The organism is Leucobacter sp. (assembly GCF_053528595.1).
The window spans coordinates 1-16,681 of record NZ_JAIVPF010000065.1; the positions used below are offsets into that span (position 1 = coordinate 1).

The window sequence follows — 16,681 nt, forward strand, 5'->3', positions numbered from 1 at the left end:
CTCCACCGGGAGTCGCGGCCCGCTTCGCGTTTGCGGGATCGGGGTGATCCGCTGCGCGATCGCGTAGCCGACGATCTCGCGGGCCTCCGCGGGCGACCACTCCTCCCCGAGCGCGTCGATCTCCTCCACCGCCTCGCGGAGCGCCTCGGTCAGCAGCCCGGCAGCACCCGCGCCGTCCCACCACCGGAGCGCCCGCACGGTGCGCTCGAGCGGGAGGCCGATGGCGCGGCACCCGGCATCGTGACCGCGCAGGGCGTGGCCGGCCTCGCGGCGATCGGGCGCCGCGCACACCCCGCGGGCGCGCAGTTCGATCCCCGCCGCGCAGAGCAGCTCGAGGCGGGCGGCGAGAGCCGCCGCGGCGCCCGGCATCGACGCGGGCGGACGCGAACGCTGGATCCCGAACATCCCTCCATTGTGCGCGCGGCACGGCAAGTGGGCGGCGCGTGCCGCGGATCCGGGGACAGCGGGCCTCCCACCGCCGCCGCACGCCCGCTGTGAGCGAACATGCGGCCGCTTCCCGCTCCCCGCGGACCGCACCCCCGCTCAGAGGCGATACCCTTGATGTATGGCAGAAGAGAAGGCAAAGCGGACCGGCCGTATTCGGCAGATGGTGGAGATCTACAGGACCACGAAGGTCCATGATCGAAACCTGCCGTGGGTGCTCCTGCTCTGCTTCATCGCGCCCGTCGCGGTCTCCGTGCTGCTCGCCTGGCTTCTGAGCGACAACTGGTTCGGATGGGTGCTGTGGCCGATCACCGGCATCCTCGTCGGCATCCTGCTGGTGATGATCGTGCTGGGCCGCCGGGCCGAGAAGATCGCCTACCAGCAGATCGAGGGCCGCCCCGGCGCGGTCGGCGCGGTCGTGCAGAGCGCGCTGCGCCGGTCGTGGCGCGGCTCGGAGGTGCCGGTCGCCATCAACCGCAACCAGGACGCGGTCTACCGCGTCGTGGGGCGGGGCGGCATCGTGCTCATCTCCGAGGGATCGCGGCAGCGCACGCAGCGCATGGCGTCCGACGAGGAGCGGAAGATCCGGCGCGCGCTGCGCAACGTCGAGATCGTGCACCTGTACGTCGGCCCGGACGGCGACGGCATCCCCCTCGCCAGGCTCTCCAAGACCCTCGTGAAGCTGAAGCCGAAGCTCAACCGCAACGAGGTCGCCGCGGTCTACAACCGCCTCTCCTCGCTGCAAGCCGCGCCCGTCGGCATCCCGAAGGGCATGGATCCGAACCGCATCCGCTCCCAGCGCCCGCGCTGATCCGATGGCGAGTTCAGCTCCGCAGCGCTTCGGCGATCTCGAGCCCAGCAAGTGGCCGGGCGAGCGCCTCGGCCTGCCCGATGCCGGCCCGCACTCGGTGGGCCGGCTCGGCCGCCGCGTTCTGGCGATCTTCCTCGACTGGGGTCTCGCGGCGCTTCCCGCCTACCTGCTGATCGGCGGCCCTCATCCCGAGTGGTGGAACTATCTGATCTTCGCGGTGATGCAGATCGTCTTCATCCCGACGCTCGGCGGTTCCATCGGGCACCGCCTGCTGGGGCTGCGCGTGGTGCCCCTCTCCGGCGGGTGGGTCGGCCCGTGGCGACCCCTCGTGCGCACGGTGCTGCTGTGCCTCGTGATTCCGGTGCTCGTCTGGGACTCGGACCAGCGCGGCTTCCACGACAAGATCGCGGGCACGGTGCTCATCCGCGCGTGAGCGGCTCCTCGTCGGCGCTCCGGTTTCCGGGCTGTTTCGGCGCGCTATGCGCCCCGCCCGCGTAACACGCGCGAAACACGGGAATCACGCTTCTGAAATCACGGTCGCGTAGGGTTGAACGCAGTCGTTCGGTTTCGCGCAGCGATCCCGAACGGAACTGCGCACAGGCGAAAAGGAGCAGCATGTTCAACACCCCGCAGGAAGTCATCGACTTCATCAAGGAGACGGACGTCAAGTTCGTCGACATCCGTTTCACCGATCTGCCGGGAGTGCAGCAGCACTTCAACATTCCCGCTGCCACGGTGGATCTCGACTTCTTCGAGGTCGGTCAGATGTTCGACGGCTCGTCGATCCGCGGCTTCGCGGGTATCGCCGAATCGGACATGCAGCTGATCCCGGATGTCACCACCGCCTACGTCGACCAGTTCCGCGCCGAGCGCACCCTGATCGTCATCTGCGACATCTTCAACCCCCGCACCGGCGAGATCTACGCGAAGGATCCTCGTCAGGTCGCCAAGAAGGCCGAGCAGTACCTCGCGTCCACCGGGGTCGCCGACACCGCGTTCTTCGCCCCCGAGGCCGAGTTCTACATCCTCGACTCGGTGCGCTACGAGACCACCCCCCGCCGCACCTTCTACGAGGTCGACTCGGAGGAGGCCTCGTGGAACTCCGCCCGCAAGGTCGAGGGCGGCAACCTGGGCAACACCACCCGCGAGAAGGGCGGCTACTTCCCCGTCTCCCCCGTCGACAAGCAGGCCGACCTGCGCGACGACATCTCGCTGCGGCTCATCGAGGCGGGCCTGCACCTGGAGCGCTCGCACCACGAGGTCGGCGCCCCCGGCCAGGCCGAGATCAACTACCGCTTCAACACGCTCGTGAAGGCCGCCGACGACGTGCTCAAGTTCAAGTACGTCGTGAAGAACACCGCCGAGCTCTGGGGCAAGACCGCCACCTTCATGCCGAAGCCCGTCTTCGGCGACAACGGCTCGGGCATGCACACCCACATGTCGCTCTGGAAGGGCGGCGAGCCGCTGTTCTACGACGAGAACGGCTACGCGCAGCTCTCCGACGTCGCTCGCTGGTACATCGGCGGCATCCTGCACCACGCCCCCGCGCTGCTCGCCTTCACCAACCCGACGATCAACAGCTACCGCCGCCTGGTCAAGGGCTACGAGGCGCCCGTCAACCTCGCCTACTCGGCCGGCAACCGCTCCGCCGCCGTGCGCATCCCGCTGACCGGGTCGAACCCCAAGGCCAAGCGCATCGAGTTCCGCGCCCCCGACGCCTCGGGCAACCCCTACCTCGCTTTCGCCGCGCAGATGATGGCGGGCCTCGACGGCATCCGCAACCGCATCGAGCCGATGGAGCCGATCGACAAGGATCTCTACGAGCTGCCCCCGGAGGAGGCCAAGAACATCCCCCAGGTGCCCGGCTCGCTCGAGGAGGCCCTCGACGCGCTCGAGGCCAACCACCAGTTCCTGCTCGAGGGCGGCGTCTTCACCGAGGAGCTCGTGCAGACCTGGATCGACTACAAGCGCGAGAACGAGATCGCTCCGATGGCGCTGCGCCCGCATCCGTTCGAGTTCGAGCTCTACTACGGCGTGTAACCCGCACGAGGCTCCCGAACGACGAGGACGTCCCCGGCCGATGGCCGGGGACGTCCTCGTTTCAGTTCGGGCAACGCCGCTGTTGCGCACGTGCGATCGGTCAGGATTCGAGTTCGTCCTCGAACTCGGCCCCGTCTTCGGCGAGCAGGGCCTCGAGAAATGATTGTAAGTACTGCATAACGATCAGATTACGCTTCGATAACGTTTTTGGCTAGCCCTCCAAGTAAACAATTGGAGCATGTTTCGTGAAGTGACGGTGAAGCGACGGCAGCGGCCGAGGCGGCCGCTCAGTACCGCGAGATGTGCGCGTCCTCGACGTAGCCGAAGAACTCCCGTTCGAACACCGCTCTCGCCCGGCGCGACACGGCGAACCAGCGCTCCTCGAACTCGGAAGTGCGGCCGCTCGGCAGGCCGAGCACGCCGGCGATGCCCTCGAGGTCGACCCAGTCGGCGGGCAGCGTGTCCGAGCGCCGGCCGGTCCACAGCTTCAGCGCCGACCGGACGCGGCTCGCGAACCGCCAGGACTCGGCCAGCTGTCTCGCGTCCTCGGCGGAGATCAGTTCGAGCTCGGCGGCGGCGTCGAGTGCGCGCAGCGTCGAAACGGTGCGCAGCCCGGCGTGGCGGGCGCCCTCCCGCAGCTGCAGCAGCTGGACCAGCCACTCCACGTCGCTGACGCCGCCGGGTCCCAGCTTGAGGTGGCGCCGCGGATCCGCCCCCTGGGGCAGCCGCTCCGCCTCCACGCGGGCCTTGATGCGGCGCACCTCGCGCACCTGCTCCTCGCCGAACGAGGCCGGGTACCGGATCTCGTCGGCCATCGCGATGAAATCGGCCCCGAGCCGCACCCCACCGGCCACGTGCCGCGCCCGCAGCAGGGCCTGCGCCTCCCAGGTCACCGACCACCGCTCGTAGTAGCTCCGGTAGGCGTCGAGGCTGCGCACCAGCGGACCGTTCTTGCCCTCGGGGCGCAGGTCGAAGTCGAGATCGACCGGGAAGCGCGGATCCGACACGAGCCGCCGCAGCTCCGACACGACGCGCGCGGCCGCCCTCGAAGCGCGATCGGCGGGGATCTCGGCCGGGGCGCGGAACACCGCGACGAGGTCGATGTCCGACGCGAAACCCAGCTCCCGGCCGCCGTAGCGCCCCATGCCGATGAGCGAGAGCTCGAGGCCCGCGGGCACCGCCGACGGCGCCACGGGGTCGTCCGAGCCCTCCGCCTGGAACAGCGCGATCAGCAGCGCGTCGAGCAGCGCGGTGTGAGCCACGTCGAGACCCGCCGCGACCTCGGCGTCGTCGATCGCGCCCACGATGCGCCCCATCGCGAGCCGCAGCACCTCCCGCCGGTGCACCGCCCGCAGCGCGGCGGCCACCGCCTCGATGCTCTCGCGTCGCGAGGCGAGCGCCTGCATCTCGTCGAGCAGGGTCGCGAGTGCGACCGGGCGCAGGGACTCGTCGCGCTCGAGCCAGGCCACCGCGTCGGGGATCGACTCGAGCAGCTCTGCGGCGAAGCGGGAGCAGGAGAGCACGCGGGTGAGGCGCTCGGCGGCGTCCGTGCCGTCGCGCAGCAGGCGGAGATACCAGGGGTTCTCGCGATTGGCCTCGCTCACCCGCCTGAACGCGAGCAGCCCGTAATCGGGATCGGTGCCCTCCGCGAGCCACTGCAGGAGCACCGGCATGAGGTTGCGCTGGATCCGGGAACGCCTGGAGGTGCCCCGCGTGAGCGCGGCGAGGTGTCGCATCGCGCCGTCGGGATCGCGGAAGCCGATGCTGGTGAGACGCGCCCGCGCCTCCTCCGATCCCAGCACGAGCTCCTCCTCGGGCAGCGCCGCCACCGCGCTCAGCAGCGGCGCGTAGAAGATCTTGAGGTGCAGCTCGCGCACCTCGCGCTTCGTGCGCTCCCAGAGCGCGAGCAGTTCCTCCCCCGTCCCCGCCAGGCCGCTGGCCCGCGCCAGCACCCGGAGCCCCTCGTCGTCGGTGGGCATGATGGCCGTGCGCCGCAGCTCGCGCAGCTGCAGCCGGTGCTCGAGCACGCGGAGCAGCCGGTAGTCGTCGGAGAGCCGCTCCCCGTCGCTGCGGGCCACGTATCCCCCGTCGACGAGCGCGCGCAGCGCGGGCAGCGTGCCGCGCAGGTGCAGCCGCTCGTCGTACTGGCCGTGCACCAGCTGCAGCAGCTGCACGCTGAACTCGATGTCGCGCAGCCCGCCGGGGCCGAGTTTGATCTGCACCTCGAGCTCGTCGTCGTCGATGTGCTCGGTCACCCGCCGGCGCATGCGCTGGACCGACCCGACGAAGTCCTCGCGGGACGAAGAGGCCCACACGAGCTCGCGGGTGCCGGCCACGAAGCGCTCTCCCAGCTCGAGATCACCGGCGAGCGGCCGCGCTTTGAGGAGTGCCTGGAACTCCCACCCCTTCGCCCAGCGCTCGTAGTAGCTGAGCATCGATCCGAGCGTGCGCACGAGCGGGCCGTGCCGACCCTCCGGGCGCAGATTCGCGTCGAGCTGCCACAGCGGGGGCTCGAGGGCAGGATCGTGGATCCCGCGCATGGTCTCGCTCGCCAGGCGGGTCCCCAGCCGGATCAGGGCGTCGCCGTTCACCGCGTCCTCGTCGGCGCTCTCGACGACGAAGATCACGTCGACGTCCGACACCACGTTCAGCTCCTCCGCGCCGCACTTGCCCATGGCCACGACGGCCAGGCGCAGTGCGGCGAGACGCTCGGCGCCGACGGGCGGACCCGAGCCGCCCGCCGCGATGGTGGCCCGGGCCACCGCCAGGGAGGCCTCGATCGCCGCGGCCGCGAGAGCCGACAGCGAGGAGGCCACCTGCTCGAAGGCATCGGCGGCGCGCCCTCTCCGCCCGCGGCGCAGATCGTGCAGCATCAGCGAGGCGAGCAGTTCGCGGTACCGCACCCGCAGCGCGTTCCACCCGGCCTCGCCCGCAATCGCCGGCGCCGACGATCCGGAGTCGGGCACGGCGCCCGATCCGGCGCGCGATCCGCCGTCCGCGTCGGCGACGGCCGCGAGAAGCTCCTCGCGCGCGGTCTCGACGTCGACGACACGACCGCCCTCGGCGAGGATCTCGCCCAGCCGCTCCGGCCGGCGCGAGAAGAAGTCGCCGAGCGCCGGCGAGGCTCCGACCAGCAGGCCGAGGCGCCGCAGCGATCGGGCGTCGAGCGTTCGCAGCATTCCGGGGTGCCGCTCCTCCAGATGCCGCACCCGCACGAGCGCGGCATCGGGATCCGCCGCGCGCGCGAACGCCTCGAGCAGATCCGCGACCGGGACGCCGAGCGAACCGGCGAGCTCCTGCAGCTCATCGCGCGCCGCCGAGAGATCCTGGAAGCCGGCGCGTGCGACGTCGGCGAGCTTCAACGCCGACGGCGCACCGCCCGTGTCGCCGCCGGGCACGGCTACACCGTGTCGAGCATCGAGGAGAGCTCGTAGGGGGTCACCTGGCTGCGGTACTCGGACACCTCGCGGCGCTTGTCGCGGATGAGGTAGGCGAACACCTGCTCTCCGAGCGTCTCCGCGACGAGCTCCGAGCGCTCCATCACCGCGAGGGCGTGGTCGAGGCTCGTCGGCAACGGGTCGAAGCCCATCGCCCGCCGCTCGCCGTCGCTCAGCGCCCACACGTTGTTCTCGGCCTCGGGCGGCAGCTCGTACTCCTCCTGGATGCCCTTGAGCCCGGCCGCGAGCAGCACGGAGAAGCCCAGGTAGGGGTTCACCGCGCTGTCCATGCCCCGGTACTCGACGCGCGCCGCGTCGCCCTTGCCGGGCTTGTACATCGGTACGCGCACCAGGGCCGAGCGGTTGTTGTGCCCCCAGCTCACGAACGAGGGGGCCTCGTCACCGCCCCAGAGCCGCTTGTAGGAGTTGATGTACTGGTTGGTGACGGCCGTGATCTCGGGCGCGTGCCGCAGCAGGCCCGCGATGAAGCGGCGGCCGGTCTGCGAGATCTGATACCTCGCCCCCGCGTCGTAGAAGGCGTTGGAGTCGCCCTCGAGCAGGGAGACGTGGGTGTGCATGCCCGAGCCGGGCTGGCCCGCGAGCGGCTTCGGCATGAAGGTCGCGTGCACCCCCTGCGAGATGGCCACCTCCTTCACCACGGTGCGGAACGTCATGATGTTGTCGGCGGTGGTGAGCGCGTCGGCGTAGCGCAGATCGATCTCGTTCTGGCCCGGGCCCGCCTCGTGGTGGCTGAACTCGACCGAGATGCCGAGCTCCTCCAGCATGTTCACGCTCTCGCGCCGGAAGTCGTGCGCGGTGCCGCCGGGCACGTTGTCGAAGTACCCGGCGCGATCCACCGGAACGGGGCCGTCCGGCCCGAAGTCCTTCGACTTGAGCAGGTAGAACTCGATCTCGGGGTGCGTGTAGAAGGTGAAGCCCTGCTCGGCGGCCAGGGCGAGCGTGCGCTTGAGCACGTTGCGCGGGTCGGCGACGGCGGGCTCGCCGTTCGGGGTGCGGATGTCGCAGAACATGCGCGCCGTCGGGGCGGTCTGGCTGCGCCACGGCAGCAGCTGGAAGGTCGAGGGATCCGGCACCGCCAGCAGATCGGACTCGTAGGCGCGGGTGAGACCCTCGATCGCGGAGCCGTCGAACCCGATGCCCTCGCTGAACGCGCCCTCGACCTCGGCCGGGGCGAGCGCCACCGATTTCAACGTGCCCGAGACGTCGCTGAACCAGAGGCGCACGAACTTCACGCCGCGCTCCTCGATGGTGCGGAGAACAAAATCGCGCTGCTTGCTCACACCGGCTCCGTTTCGCTCGTGCGTGATCCGGCCGGCTCGTCGGCCGGATCGAGCGGCACCCGCGCGCCGCCAGCATCAGACTATCGCGGCCCCGTGACATTCGTGTTACAGAGCCGAAACCCGCGGGTCAGTCCTCGGCGGCGTCCTCCTCCGCCCACTTCCGCGCGCGCTCGGCGATGATCTCCTCGGCGCGCGCGGCCTCGTCCCGCGTCGCGAACGGGCCCAGCCGATCGACCGACAGCGACTGCGGCCCCTCCTCCACCTCGCGCGTGCGCGTGTTGAACCAGTAGGTCTCCTGGGGATCGTCGATGCCCCACTCCTTCTTGGTCATGCTGCCACTCCGATCGTTACGTCGTCCGACACCTCGCACCGGTCTTCTGCCCGGCGCACTTCATAGACTATGAGGTATGCCCTTCGATGCACACGGCCATCTCGTTCCCGGTACCCTCCCGCCCGTCCGCACGGTTCCGGCGCGCATCGCGCGCCCGCCCTACGTCGGGCTCGCCGAACCTCCCGCATACACGGGCGACAACACCTACACCGAGGCCGAGATCGATCGCATCCGCGCCGCCGGACGCATCGCCTCGCGCGCGCTCGACGCGGTGGGAGCGGCCGTGCGGCCGGGTGTGGCGACCGCCGAGCTCGACCGCATCGCGCACGAGTACGTCACCTCGCACGGGGCCTACCCCTCGACGCTCGGCTACCGGGGCTACCGCGCCTCCTCCTGCACCTCGGTCAACGAGGTGATCTGCCACGGCGTGCCGGACGACACCGTGCTGCGCGAGGGGGATCTCGTCAACGTCGACGTCACCGCGTATCTCGACGGCTTCCACGGCGACACCAACCGCACCTTCCGCGTCGGCGCCGTCTCGGAGGAGGTGGACCTGCTGATCGAACGCTCCCACGAGGCCATGATGCGGGGCATCCGGGCCGCCAAGCCCGGTCGTCAGGTCAACGTGATCGGGCGTGTCATCGAGACCTACGCCAAGCGCTTCGGCTACGGCGTGGTCCGCGACTTCACGGGGCACGGCGTCGGCTCGTCGTTCCACACGGGCCTCATCATCCCGCACTACGACTCCGCGCCCGCCTACGCCGACGTGATCGTGCCCGGCATGGTGTTCACGGTCGAGCCGATGCTCACGCTCGGCACCCACGAGTGGGATCAGTGGGACGACGGCTGGACGATCACCACGCGCGACAAGAGCATCACCGCGCAGTTCGAGCACACGGTCGTCGTGCGCGAGGACGGCTTCGAGCTGCTGACCGTCTCCGAGTAGCGCTTCGCGAGCCGCGCAGCGGAGGATCTGCCCGGCGCGCGCCGCCCCTTGCGCGCCGCGGCGCCCCCGAGGAGACTCGAAGGGAGCGGGATCGGCGCCCGCGGGCGATCGGAGGAGGCTCATGGTCGAGGTCAGGGTGAGGGGCATGGCCCAGGACGCCCAGGGCCAGTTCGTCCTGCTGCTCGAACCGGTGACGGAGGGAGCGGCGGGAGGCAGGATCCTGCCCATCTGGATCGGCCAGCAGGAGGCCGCGTCCATCCTCATCGCGGTGCAGGGCGCCACGACCCCCCGGCCGCTCTCGCACGACCTCATGGTGCACCTCGTGGACTCCCTCGGCGCGCGCATCGGCCGCGTCGAGGTCAGCAGGATCGAGGATCGCACCTTCTACGCCGAGATCCACCTGGAGACTCCCGGCGGTCCCCGGGTGATCGACGCGCGCCCGTCGGACGCCATCGCGATCGCCCGCCGCGCCGGCGCGCCGATGCACGTGGCGGAGTCCGTGCTGGAGGAGGCCGGAGTCCCCGACCCGGCGGAGCAGGCGGACGAGGACGGGGAGGAGCTCACGGAGGAGCGGCTCGCCGAGTTCCGCAGGTTCCTCGACGACGTCGAGCCGGAGGACTTCGAGGACTGATCGGCCGAGCGCCCGTGGCCCGGAGTACGGATCCGGGACGACGCGCCGCGGCACGGGCTGCCGCTGCGCGGAAGCGGGATGGAATGGGCCGGGTCATACGCCGGGTTCTGTCTCCTCAGGCCCGTGCGGGCCCGGGGCGACGGTCATCTCTCTCGGGGCACTGTCGCCAGTACCCTCTAGCGGCCTACCCGAAGACTCGGCGGGGAGCGTCAACGTCTTCTGTCTGGCCTTGCTCCGAACGAGGTTTACCTGGCCGCCCGTGTCACCACGGACGCCGGTGGTCTCTTACACCACCCTTTCACCCTTACCCGTTCCGGCGAGCCGGTTCGGGCGGTCTGCTCTCTGTTGCACTTTCTCGCGGGTTGCCCCGGGTGGGCGTTACCCACCGTTCTCCCCTGCGGAGCCCGGACGTTCCTCGGCGCGCACCGCAAGCGGTACCGCGACGCGACCGTCTCGCCGACCCATTCCGCTTTCCAGACTACCCGCTATCGCGCACCTGGCCGAAACCGAGCCGATCGTTCGAAACCGAGCCGATCATTCCAAACCGATGCGTCCGGCACCGATGATTCGCGCGGTCTCGCGCACAGGGCTCGGTGCGGCGGGCGGGGCGAGGGCGGCGCAAGCTGCAGCTGCAGCTGCAGCTGCAGGCGCAGGTGTACGCCCAGCGGCTACCCCGCCGTGTCGGCGTCGCGCACCAGGATCGCCCCGGTCCCGGGGCAGAACACGATCTCGTCGGGAGCCGCGGCGCGGATGTCGCTGAGCTCCGCCGGCGCGAGCGCCATGTTGCTCGCCTCCGACACGTTGCCCCGCAGCCGCGCGGCCCCGATCCCGATGCGGCCGCGCAGCTCCTCGTAGAGGTCGATCAGCTCGCGCTGGATCTCCGCGGCGAGTCCGGCGCGCTCCTCCGTGTTCGACGCGATCTCGCGGTCGAGCCGCTGCTCCGCCTCGTCGATCCGCTCCTGCAGCGACGCCCGGCGCTCGTCGACGCCGCCCAGCAGGCGCTCGGCCTCGCCGAACTCCGCCTGCGCGCGCTCCTGCACCTCCATCAGCTCCAGCTCGCGGTCCTCCAGCTCGCCCTTGCGGCGCGCGAGCGTGTCCAGCTCGCCCTGCAGCGCCTGCGCCTCCTTGCTCGACGTGCTCACCGAGAGGAGCTGCTCGTCGCGCTCGCGGCGCTGGCGCACCATCGCGATGTCGGCCTCGACGCGCGCGATCTCGGCGTTCTGGGAGTCGAGCTCGCGCTGCACCGACATGAAGCGGTCGCGGGCCGCGGCGATCTCGCCGGCGAGGCCGTCGAGCTCGGCCCGCTCGGGCAGCGTCGCGCGCTTGCGGCGCAGCTGGGCGATGGTGTGGTCGAGCTGCTGGAGATCGAGCAGCAGTCGCTGCTGGCGGGGGCTGGCCTTCATGGCTGCAAGCCTAGCTTGATTCCGGGAGGCTCAACCGGCGCTCGCGCCGACGGCGAAGGTCCACGGATCGGTGCGCAGCCCGCTCACCCGGAACTCGACGCCCGGCAGCCGCTCCCCCAGCAGCTGCGCGGCCCCCTCGAGCCACAGCGACTCGCTCGCCCAGTGCGCCACGTCGACGAGTGCCGGGCCGCCGGCGGCCGCCGAGAGCTCCAGCGATTCCTGAGCGGGATGGTGCCGCAGGTCGGAGGTGAGGTACACGTCCGCCCCGCGCACGGCGGGATGGTCGAGCAGGCCGTCCCCCGCGCCGCCGAGCAGCGCGACCCGGGACACGGGTCGCGCCGGATCCCCCGCCACGCGCACCCCGGTGACGGTCGGGGGCAGGATCGACGCCACCCGAGCGGCGAAATCGCGCAGGGCGACCGGGGCCGGCAGCGCGCCGACGCGCCCGATCCCGAACACCTCGCCGGGCCGCGGGCCGTCCCCCGGCACGATCGCCTCGGCGCCCTCGAGTCCGAGGCGCGCGGCGAGCACGGCGGAGACCCCGCCCTCGGGCTGGTCGGCGTTCGTGTGCGCGGCGTAGAGGGCGCAGCCGCCCCGGATCAGCCGGGCGAGCAGCGCCCCCTTCGCGGTGTCCTCGGCGAGGGTGTGGATGCCGCGCAGCAGCAGCGGGTGATGGGTGAACAGTGCATCGGCCCCCCACTCCAGGGCCTCGTCGACGGTGGCCCCGACCGCGTCGACCGCGAGCAGCACCCGCCGCAGCGGGGCGCCGTCGGCCCCGGACACGAGGCCGACGCGATCCCACGCCTCGGCCGTGCCGACGGGCCACAGCCCCTCGCAGGCCCGCCGCAGATCGCCCAGGGTCGCTTCGCTCATGCCCCGAGCCTACCGGGCGCGAGACCGCGCGCCATCGGGTCTACCGGTTGCCCGCCACCGGCTACCGGCGCAGCAGCTTGCGCGCGAGGCCGTTGCCGAGCAGCTGCACGAGCTGCACGATCGCGATCATGATGAGCATCGCGGTCCAGGTCACCCACGGGTTGAACTGACGGTAGCCGTAGAGCAGCGCGAAGTTGCCGAGTCCCTCCGCACCCAGGATGCCGGCGAGCGCCGTCATGTCCATGATGGCGACGAAGGCGAAGGTGTACCCCAGCACCAGCGGTCCGAGCCCCTCGGGGATCAGCACGGTGAGGATGATGCGGATGCGGCTCGCCCCCATCGCGCGGGCGGCCTCGATGACGCCGGGCGGCACCGTGAGCAGGTTCTGCTCGACGAGCCGCGAGATGCCGAAGGTGCACGCGAAGCAGATCATGAAGATGAACGCCGGATCGCCGATGCCCGTGCCCGTGACGAGCCGCGCGAGGGGCTGCAGCGTGAAGGCCAGGATCAGGAACGGGATCGGCCTCACGAAGTTGACGAGGAAGTTCAGCGTGTAGAACACGGGCGTGTTCGGCGCGATGCCGCCGCGGCGGGTGACCACCAGCACGACGCCGAGGACGAGGCCCATTCCGCCGCCGATCGTCATCGCGGCGGTGACGTAGAGCAGCGTCTGGAGAATCGCCTCCGGGAGCTTCGGGAGCAGATCGATCAGGTCGTTCATCGCGCCAGCACCTCCAGCTCGGCCTGCTGGCCGAGCGCGGCGATCGCGTGCTCGACCTGCAGGTCGTCTCCGATGAGCTCGAGCGTCAGCTTGCCGAAGCTGCGGCCGCCGACGTCGGTGACTCCGCCGTGCACGATGCTCACGCCGACGCCGCGATCGGCGAGCGTCTGGAAGACGACGGGCTGGTCGACGTCGCCGTCGCGGAACGTGAGGGTCACGAGGCTGCCGCGGTGCCGGCGGTGCAACTCCTCGAGGTGCTCCGCCTCGGGCTGCGTGGGCAGCGCCGTCGACACGAACTTCCGAGTGGTCGCCGTCTGCGGGTCGGAGAACACGTCGAACACGTCGCCCTGCTCGACCGCGCGCCCCTGCTCCATCACGGTGACGCGGTTCGCGATGGAGCGGACCACCTCCATCTCGTGGGTGATGAGGATGATCGTGATCCCGAACTCCTCGTTCACCCGCTTCAGCAGCGCGAGGACCTCCTGCGAGGTCTCGGGGTCGAGCGCGCTGGTGGCCTCGTCGGCGAGCAGCACACCCGGATTGGTGGCGAGGGCGCGCGCGATGCCGACGCGCTGCTTCTGCCCGCCCGAGAGCTGATCGGTGTAGGCGGTCGCCTTGTCGCCCAGGCCGACGAAGTCGAGCAGCTCGGCGACGCGGCGCTTGCGCTCCCCCGCAGGCACGCCCGCGACGACGAGCGGGTACTCGACGTTCTTCGCGACCTTCTTCGAGTGGAACAGGTTGAACTGCTGGAAGATCATGCCGATGCTGCCGCGCACCGCGCGGAGCTTCGACTCGGGCAGCGCCGTCACGTCCTGATCGCCGACGAGGATGCGGCCCGAAGTCGCCTGCTCGAGCCCGTTGACGAGCCTCAGCAGGGTGCTCTTGCCGGCGCCGGAATAGCCGATGATCGCGTGGATCTCGCCCGAGGCGACATCGATCGAAACGTCGTCGACCGCGACGACCGGAGCCGTCTCGCTCCCCCGCCCGGGGTAGCGTCTGCCCACCCCGATCATTTGCACGCGAGTCATCGTTCTCCTTCTGCTGCGTGGAGCTGATACCTCAGGAATTGTCGCACGGGATCCGCCGCGGTGATCCCGTCGGCGGCGGATCGGGCGCGGGCGGCCGCGCTCGCCCATCGGAGGGGAGCACGGCCGCCCGTCGACTCGGATCCGTCTGCTCGGTCAGCGGTCAGCTGTTGGCCCGGATGTCCTCCTGGACGCGCTCGAGGCTCTGCAGCAGGTCCGCGACGGGCACGTTCGCCATGACGGCGGTCCCACCGGAGTCCTCGACGACGCCGTCCTGCACCGCCTGCGTGCCCTGATAGATCTCGACCAGCTTGCGGTAGGTCTCGTTGTCCTGGTCCTCGGCCCGGGCGGCGAAGATGTTGACGTAGGGCAGGGCGTTCGGATCCTCCGGATCGTCCTGCGCGATGGCGTCGGCGTAGTCGAGGCCGGCCTTGGTCGCGAACTCGTTGTTCACGACGCCGCCCGCGACGTCCGCGAGGGAGTTCGGCACGAGGTCGGCCTGCACCTCGATGATCTTCACCTTCGAGGTGTCGGGATCGATCTCGTCGGGGGTCGAGAAGATCGAGCCGCCCCCCTCGAGCTCCAGCAGGCCCGCCGACTGCAGCACGAGCAGCGCGCGGGCGCGGTTCACCACGTCGTTCGGGATGGCGATCTCGCTGCCCTCGGGGATGTCGTCGACCGACTCGTACTTGTCCGAGAACAGTGCGAGCGGGTAGATGGCCGTCGAGCCGATCGGCACCAGGTCGTCGTCGTTCGCGACGTTGTACTCGGCGAGGTACACGACGTGCTGGAACTGGTTCAGGTCGAGGTCGCCGTTGCTCAGCGCCGGGTTCGGCTGGTTGTAGTCCTGGAAGTCCACGAGGTCGACCTCGATGCCCTCCTCGGCGGCCGCCTCCACGAAGTCCGCCCAGTACGGGTTGCTCTCGCCGACGACGCCCAGGCGCACGGTCTCGGTGGAGCCCTCGCCCCCGCCGGCGCCCGACGAGCAACTGGTCAGCAGCAGTGCGAAGGCCGCGAGGGAGGCGGCGAGCACGCCGCGCTTCGTGAAGGTCATGATCATCCTCTGCAATCGAATTCCGGTGCGGAAACGCGCCGCGGTGCACGCGGCGGCGAACCGTTCCAGCGTGACGGATGTCGCCTGGCAGCCGAAATCGCGGTGTCACACGGCGTCATCCGCATGGGATACTGGAGCTGACGTCAACGCGTCGCCGGCGGGCAGGCCGATCCCTCTTCACACCACTGGAAGGAATCCTCCGTTCACATGATTCAGCGTGCTGATGCTCACCTCGAGGCGTGGAAGGCGAAGCAGGAACTCGCAGAGCGGATGATTCCGCTGATCGGGCAGCTCTACCGGGACCACGACGTGGTCATGTCCGTGCACGGCCGGAGCCTCGTGGGGCGCTCCCCCATCGACATCATCCGCGCGCACAGCTTCGCCCGGAAGATCGACGACGTGGAGCTGCCGCTCGCCGAGACCTCCGCCGTCGTCGAGGCGCTCGCCCGCATCCAGCCCGGCCCCGTGTCGATCGACCTGGCGCTGCTCGCCAACGGCTTCCGCACGAGCGGCGGCGGAGACCTCGACGCCTACCTGCGCGAGCAGCTCGCCCCGGCGATCGACGCGCAGCCCGGCCGGGGCACCGACGTCGTGCTCTACGGCTTCGGGCGCATCGGCCGCCTGCTCGCCCGCATCATCATCGACCACTCGGGCAGCGGCCGCGGGCTCAACCTGCGCGCCATCGTCGTGCGCAAGGGCTCCGAGAACGACCTCCTGAAGCGCGCGAACCTGCTGCGCCGCGATTCCGTGCACGGCCCGTTCAACGGCACCATCAAGGTACTCGAGGACGAGAACGCGATCCTCGCGAACGGCGTGCGCATCCAGGTGATCTACTCGAACGATCCGGCCAGCGTCGACTACACGCAGTACGGCATCGAGGACGCGATCCTCGTCGACAACACCGGCCGGTGGCGCGACGCCGACGGGCTCGGCCAGCACCTGCAGAACCGCGGCATCTCCCGCGTGCTGCTCACCGCTCCGGGCAAGGGCGACATGCTCAACGTGGTCTTCGGCGTCAACAGCGACAGGATCACCGCCGAGCACACGATCCTCAGCGCCGCCTCCTGCACCACCAACGCGATCACGCCGGTGCTGAAGGTCATCAACGACCGCTTCGGGGTGAAGCGCGGCCACGTCGAGACGGTGCACTCGTACACGAACGATCAGAACCTCATCGACAACTTCCACAAGGGCGACCGTCGCGGCCGCTCGGCGGCGCTCAACATGGTGCTGACCGAGACCGGCGCCGCGAAGGCCGTCTCGAAGGCGCTCCCCGAGTTCGAGGGCAAGCTGACCGGCAACGCGATCCGGGTTCCCACGCCCGACGTGTCGATGGCGGTGCTCAACCTGCAGCTCGAGGGCGAGACCACGCGCGACGAGATCAACCAGTTCCTGGAGCAGGTCTCCCTCACCGGCGCGCTGCGCACCCAGATCGACTACGTGGAGTCCGCCGAGATCGTCTCGACCGACTTCGTCGGCTCGAACCGCGCCGGCATCGTCGACGGGCTGGCCACGATCGTGACCGGCGACAGCGCGGTGCTGTACGTCTGGTACGACAACGAGTACGGCTACAGCTGCCAGGTGGTGCGGATCATCGAGCAGCTCGCCGGAAATCACCCAGCGCACCTTCCGGCGCGCGAGGACTGAGCCGCGCTCGCGGCCTC

General features: G+C 70.4%; 15 protein-coding genes and 1 other RNA gene. 6 read left to right on the plus strand and 10 right to left on the minus strand.

Annotated features, from left to right (window positions below; all coding sequences use genetic code 11):
- A partial coding sequence (locus tag ACWKZU_RS13405; protein ID WP_449282832.1) for a hypothetical protein occupies nt 1–405 on the minus strand: 405 nt, incomplete at its 3' end.
- A gap of 160 nt (nt 406–565) precedes the next feature.
- Between ACWKZU_RS13405 and ACWKZU_RS13410 the strand changes: the two genes are divergently transcribed.
- The 3 genes from ACWKZU_RS13410 to glnA (ACWKZU_RS13420) all read left to right on the plus strand — a co-directional run bounded on the left by ACWKZU_RS13410 (nt 566) and on the right by glnA (ACWKZU_RS13420) (nt 3,295).
- On the plus strand, nt 566–1,255 hold the full coding sequence (locus tag ACWKZU_RS13410; RefSeq protein WP_449282833.1) for a DUF4191 domain-containing protein: 690 nt from the start codon (nt 566–568) through the stop codon (nt 1,253–1,255).
- A gap of 4 nt (nt 1,256–1,259) precedes the next feature.
- Nucleotides 1,260–1,688: an RDD family protein gene (locus ACWKZU_RS13415; protein WP_449282834.1), complete on the plus strand. Its 429-nt coding sequence runs from the start codon at nt 1,260–1,262 to the stop codon at nt 1,686–1,688.
- A 182-nt stretch (nt 1,689–1,870) separates the two neighbouring features.
- Nucleotides 1,871–3,295, plus strand: coding sequence for a type I glutamate--ammonia ligase (glnA, locus tag ACWKZU_RS13420; RefSeq protein WP_449282835.1), 1,425 nt, complete (start codon nt 1,871–1,873; stop codon nt 3,293–3,295).
- 287 nt (nt 3,296–3,582) lie between these two features.
- Here the strand turns inward: glnA (ACWKZU_RS13420) and ACWKZU_RS13425 are convergent, their stop codons facing one another.
- The 3 genes from ACWKZU_RS13425 to ACWKZU_RS13435 all read right to left on the minus strand — a co-directional run bounded on the left by ACWKZU_RS13425 (nt 3,583) and on the right by ACWKZU_RS13435 (nt 8,364).
- Nucleotides 3,583–6,693: a bifunctional [glutamine synthetase] adenylyltransferase/[glutamine synthetase]-adenylyl-L-tyrosine phosphorylase gene (locus ACWKZU_RS13425; protein WP_449282836.1), complete on the minus strand. Its 3,111-nt coding sequence runs from the start codon at nt 6,691–6,693 to the stop codon at nt 3,583–3,585.
- 2 nt (nt 6,694–6,695) lie between these two features.
- Complete coding sequence (gene glnA, locus ACWKZU_RS13430) at nt 6,696–8,033, minus strand: type I glutamate--ammonia ligase (RefSeq protein ID WP_449282837.1); 1,338 nt, start codon at nt 8,031–8,033, stop codon at nt 6,696–6,698.
- Between the two features lie 127 nt (nt 8,034–8,160).
- Nucleotides 8,161–8,364: a methionine aminopeptidase gene (locus ACWKZU_RS13435; protein ID WP_449282838.1), complete on the minus strand. Its 204-nt coding sequence runs from the start codon at nt 8,362–8,364 to the stop codon at nt 8,161–8,163.
- A 76-nt stretch (nt 8,365–8,440) separates the two neighbouring features.
- Here ACWKZU_RS13435 and map point away from each other — a divergent pair, with 76 nt between their 5' ends.
- Together map and ACWKZU_RS13445 are read left to right on the plus strand one after the other, a co-directional pair.
- Nucleotides 8,441–9,310, plus strand: coding sequence for a type I methionyl aminopeptidase (gene map, locus ACWKZU_RS13440; protein ID WP_449282839.1), 870 nt, complete (start codon nt 8,441–8,443; stop codon nt 9,308–9,310).
- Nucleotides 9,311–9,431: 121 nt separating this feature from the next.
- Nucleotides 9,432–9,941: a bifunctional nuclease family protein gene (locus ACWKZU_RS13445; RefSeq protein ID WP_449282840.1), complete on the plus strand. Its 510-nt coding sequence runs from the start codon at nt 9,432–9,434 to the stop codon at nt 9,939–9,941.
- 80 nt (nt 9,942–10,021) lie between these two features.
- On the opposite strand, the gene rnpB is transcribed toward ACWKZU_RS13445, so the two are convergent.
- From rnpB to ACWKZU_RS13475, 6 genes are all read right to left on the minus strand, one after another.
- Nucleotides 10,022–10,405: RNase P RNA component class A (gene rnpB / locus ACWKZU_RS13450), an RNA gene on the minus strand.
- A gap of 204 nt (nt 10,406–10,609) precedes the next feature.
- On the minus strand, nt 10,610–11,344 hold the full coding sequence (locus ACWKZU_RS13455) for a zinc ribbon domain-containing protein (protein ID WP_449282841.1): 735 nt from the start codon (nt 11,342–11,344) through the stop codon (nt 10,610–10,612).
- A gap of 30 nt (nt 11,345–11,374) precedes the next feature.
- Nucleotides 11,375–12,217 carry a Nif3-like dinuclear metal center hexameric protein gene (locus ACWKZU_RS13460; protein WP_449282842.1) on the minus strand — a complete coding sequence of 281 codons (843 nt, stop codon included), beginning with the start codon at nt 12,215–12,217 and terminating at the stop codon, nt 11,375–11,377.
- Between the two features lie 61 nt (nt 12,218–12,278).
- Complete coding sequence (locus ACWKZU_RS13465; protein ID WP_449282843.1) at nt 12,279–12,938, minus strand: methionine ABC transporter permease; 660 nt, start codon at nt 12,936–12,938, stop codon at nt 12,279–12,281.
- On the minus strand, nt 12,935–13,966 hold the full coding sequence (locus ACWKZU_RS13470; RefSeq protein WP_449282844.1) for a methionine ABC transporter ATP-binding protein: 1,032 nt from the start codon (nt 13,964–13,966) through the stop codon (nt 12,935–12,937). The genes ACWKZU_RS13465 and ACWKZU_RS13470 overlap by 4 nt, the downstream gene beginning before the upstream one ends.
- Before the next feature lie 160 nt (nt 13,967–14,126).
- Entirely contained in the window at nt 14,127–15,017 is an 891-nt protein-coding gene (locus ACWKZU_RS13475; protein ID WP_449282845.1) for a MetQ/NlpA family ABC transporter substrate-binding protein, read from the minus strand.
- Nucleotides 15,018–15,224: 207 nt separating this feature from the next.
- Here ACWKZU_RS13475 and ACWKZU_RS13480 point away from each other — a divergent pair, with 207 nt between their 5' ends.
- Nucleotides 15,225–16,664 carry a glyceraldehyde-3-phosphate dehydrogenase gene (locus tag ACWKZU_RS13480; protein WP_449282846.1) on the plus strand — a complete coding sequence of 480 codons (1,440 nt, stop codon included), beginning with the start codon at nt 15,225–15,227 and terminating at the stop codon, nt 16,662–16,664.
- The last annotated feature ends 17 nt before the right edge of the window (nt 16,665–16,681 follow it).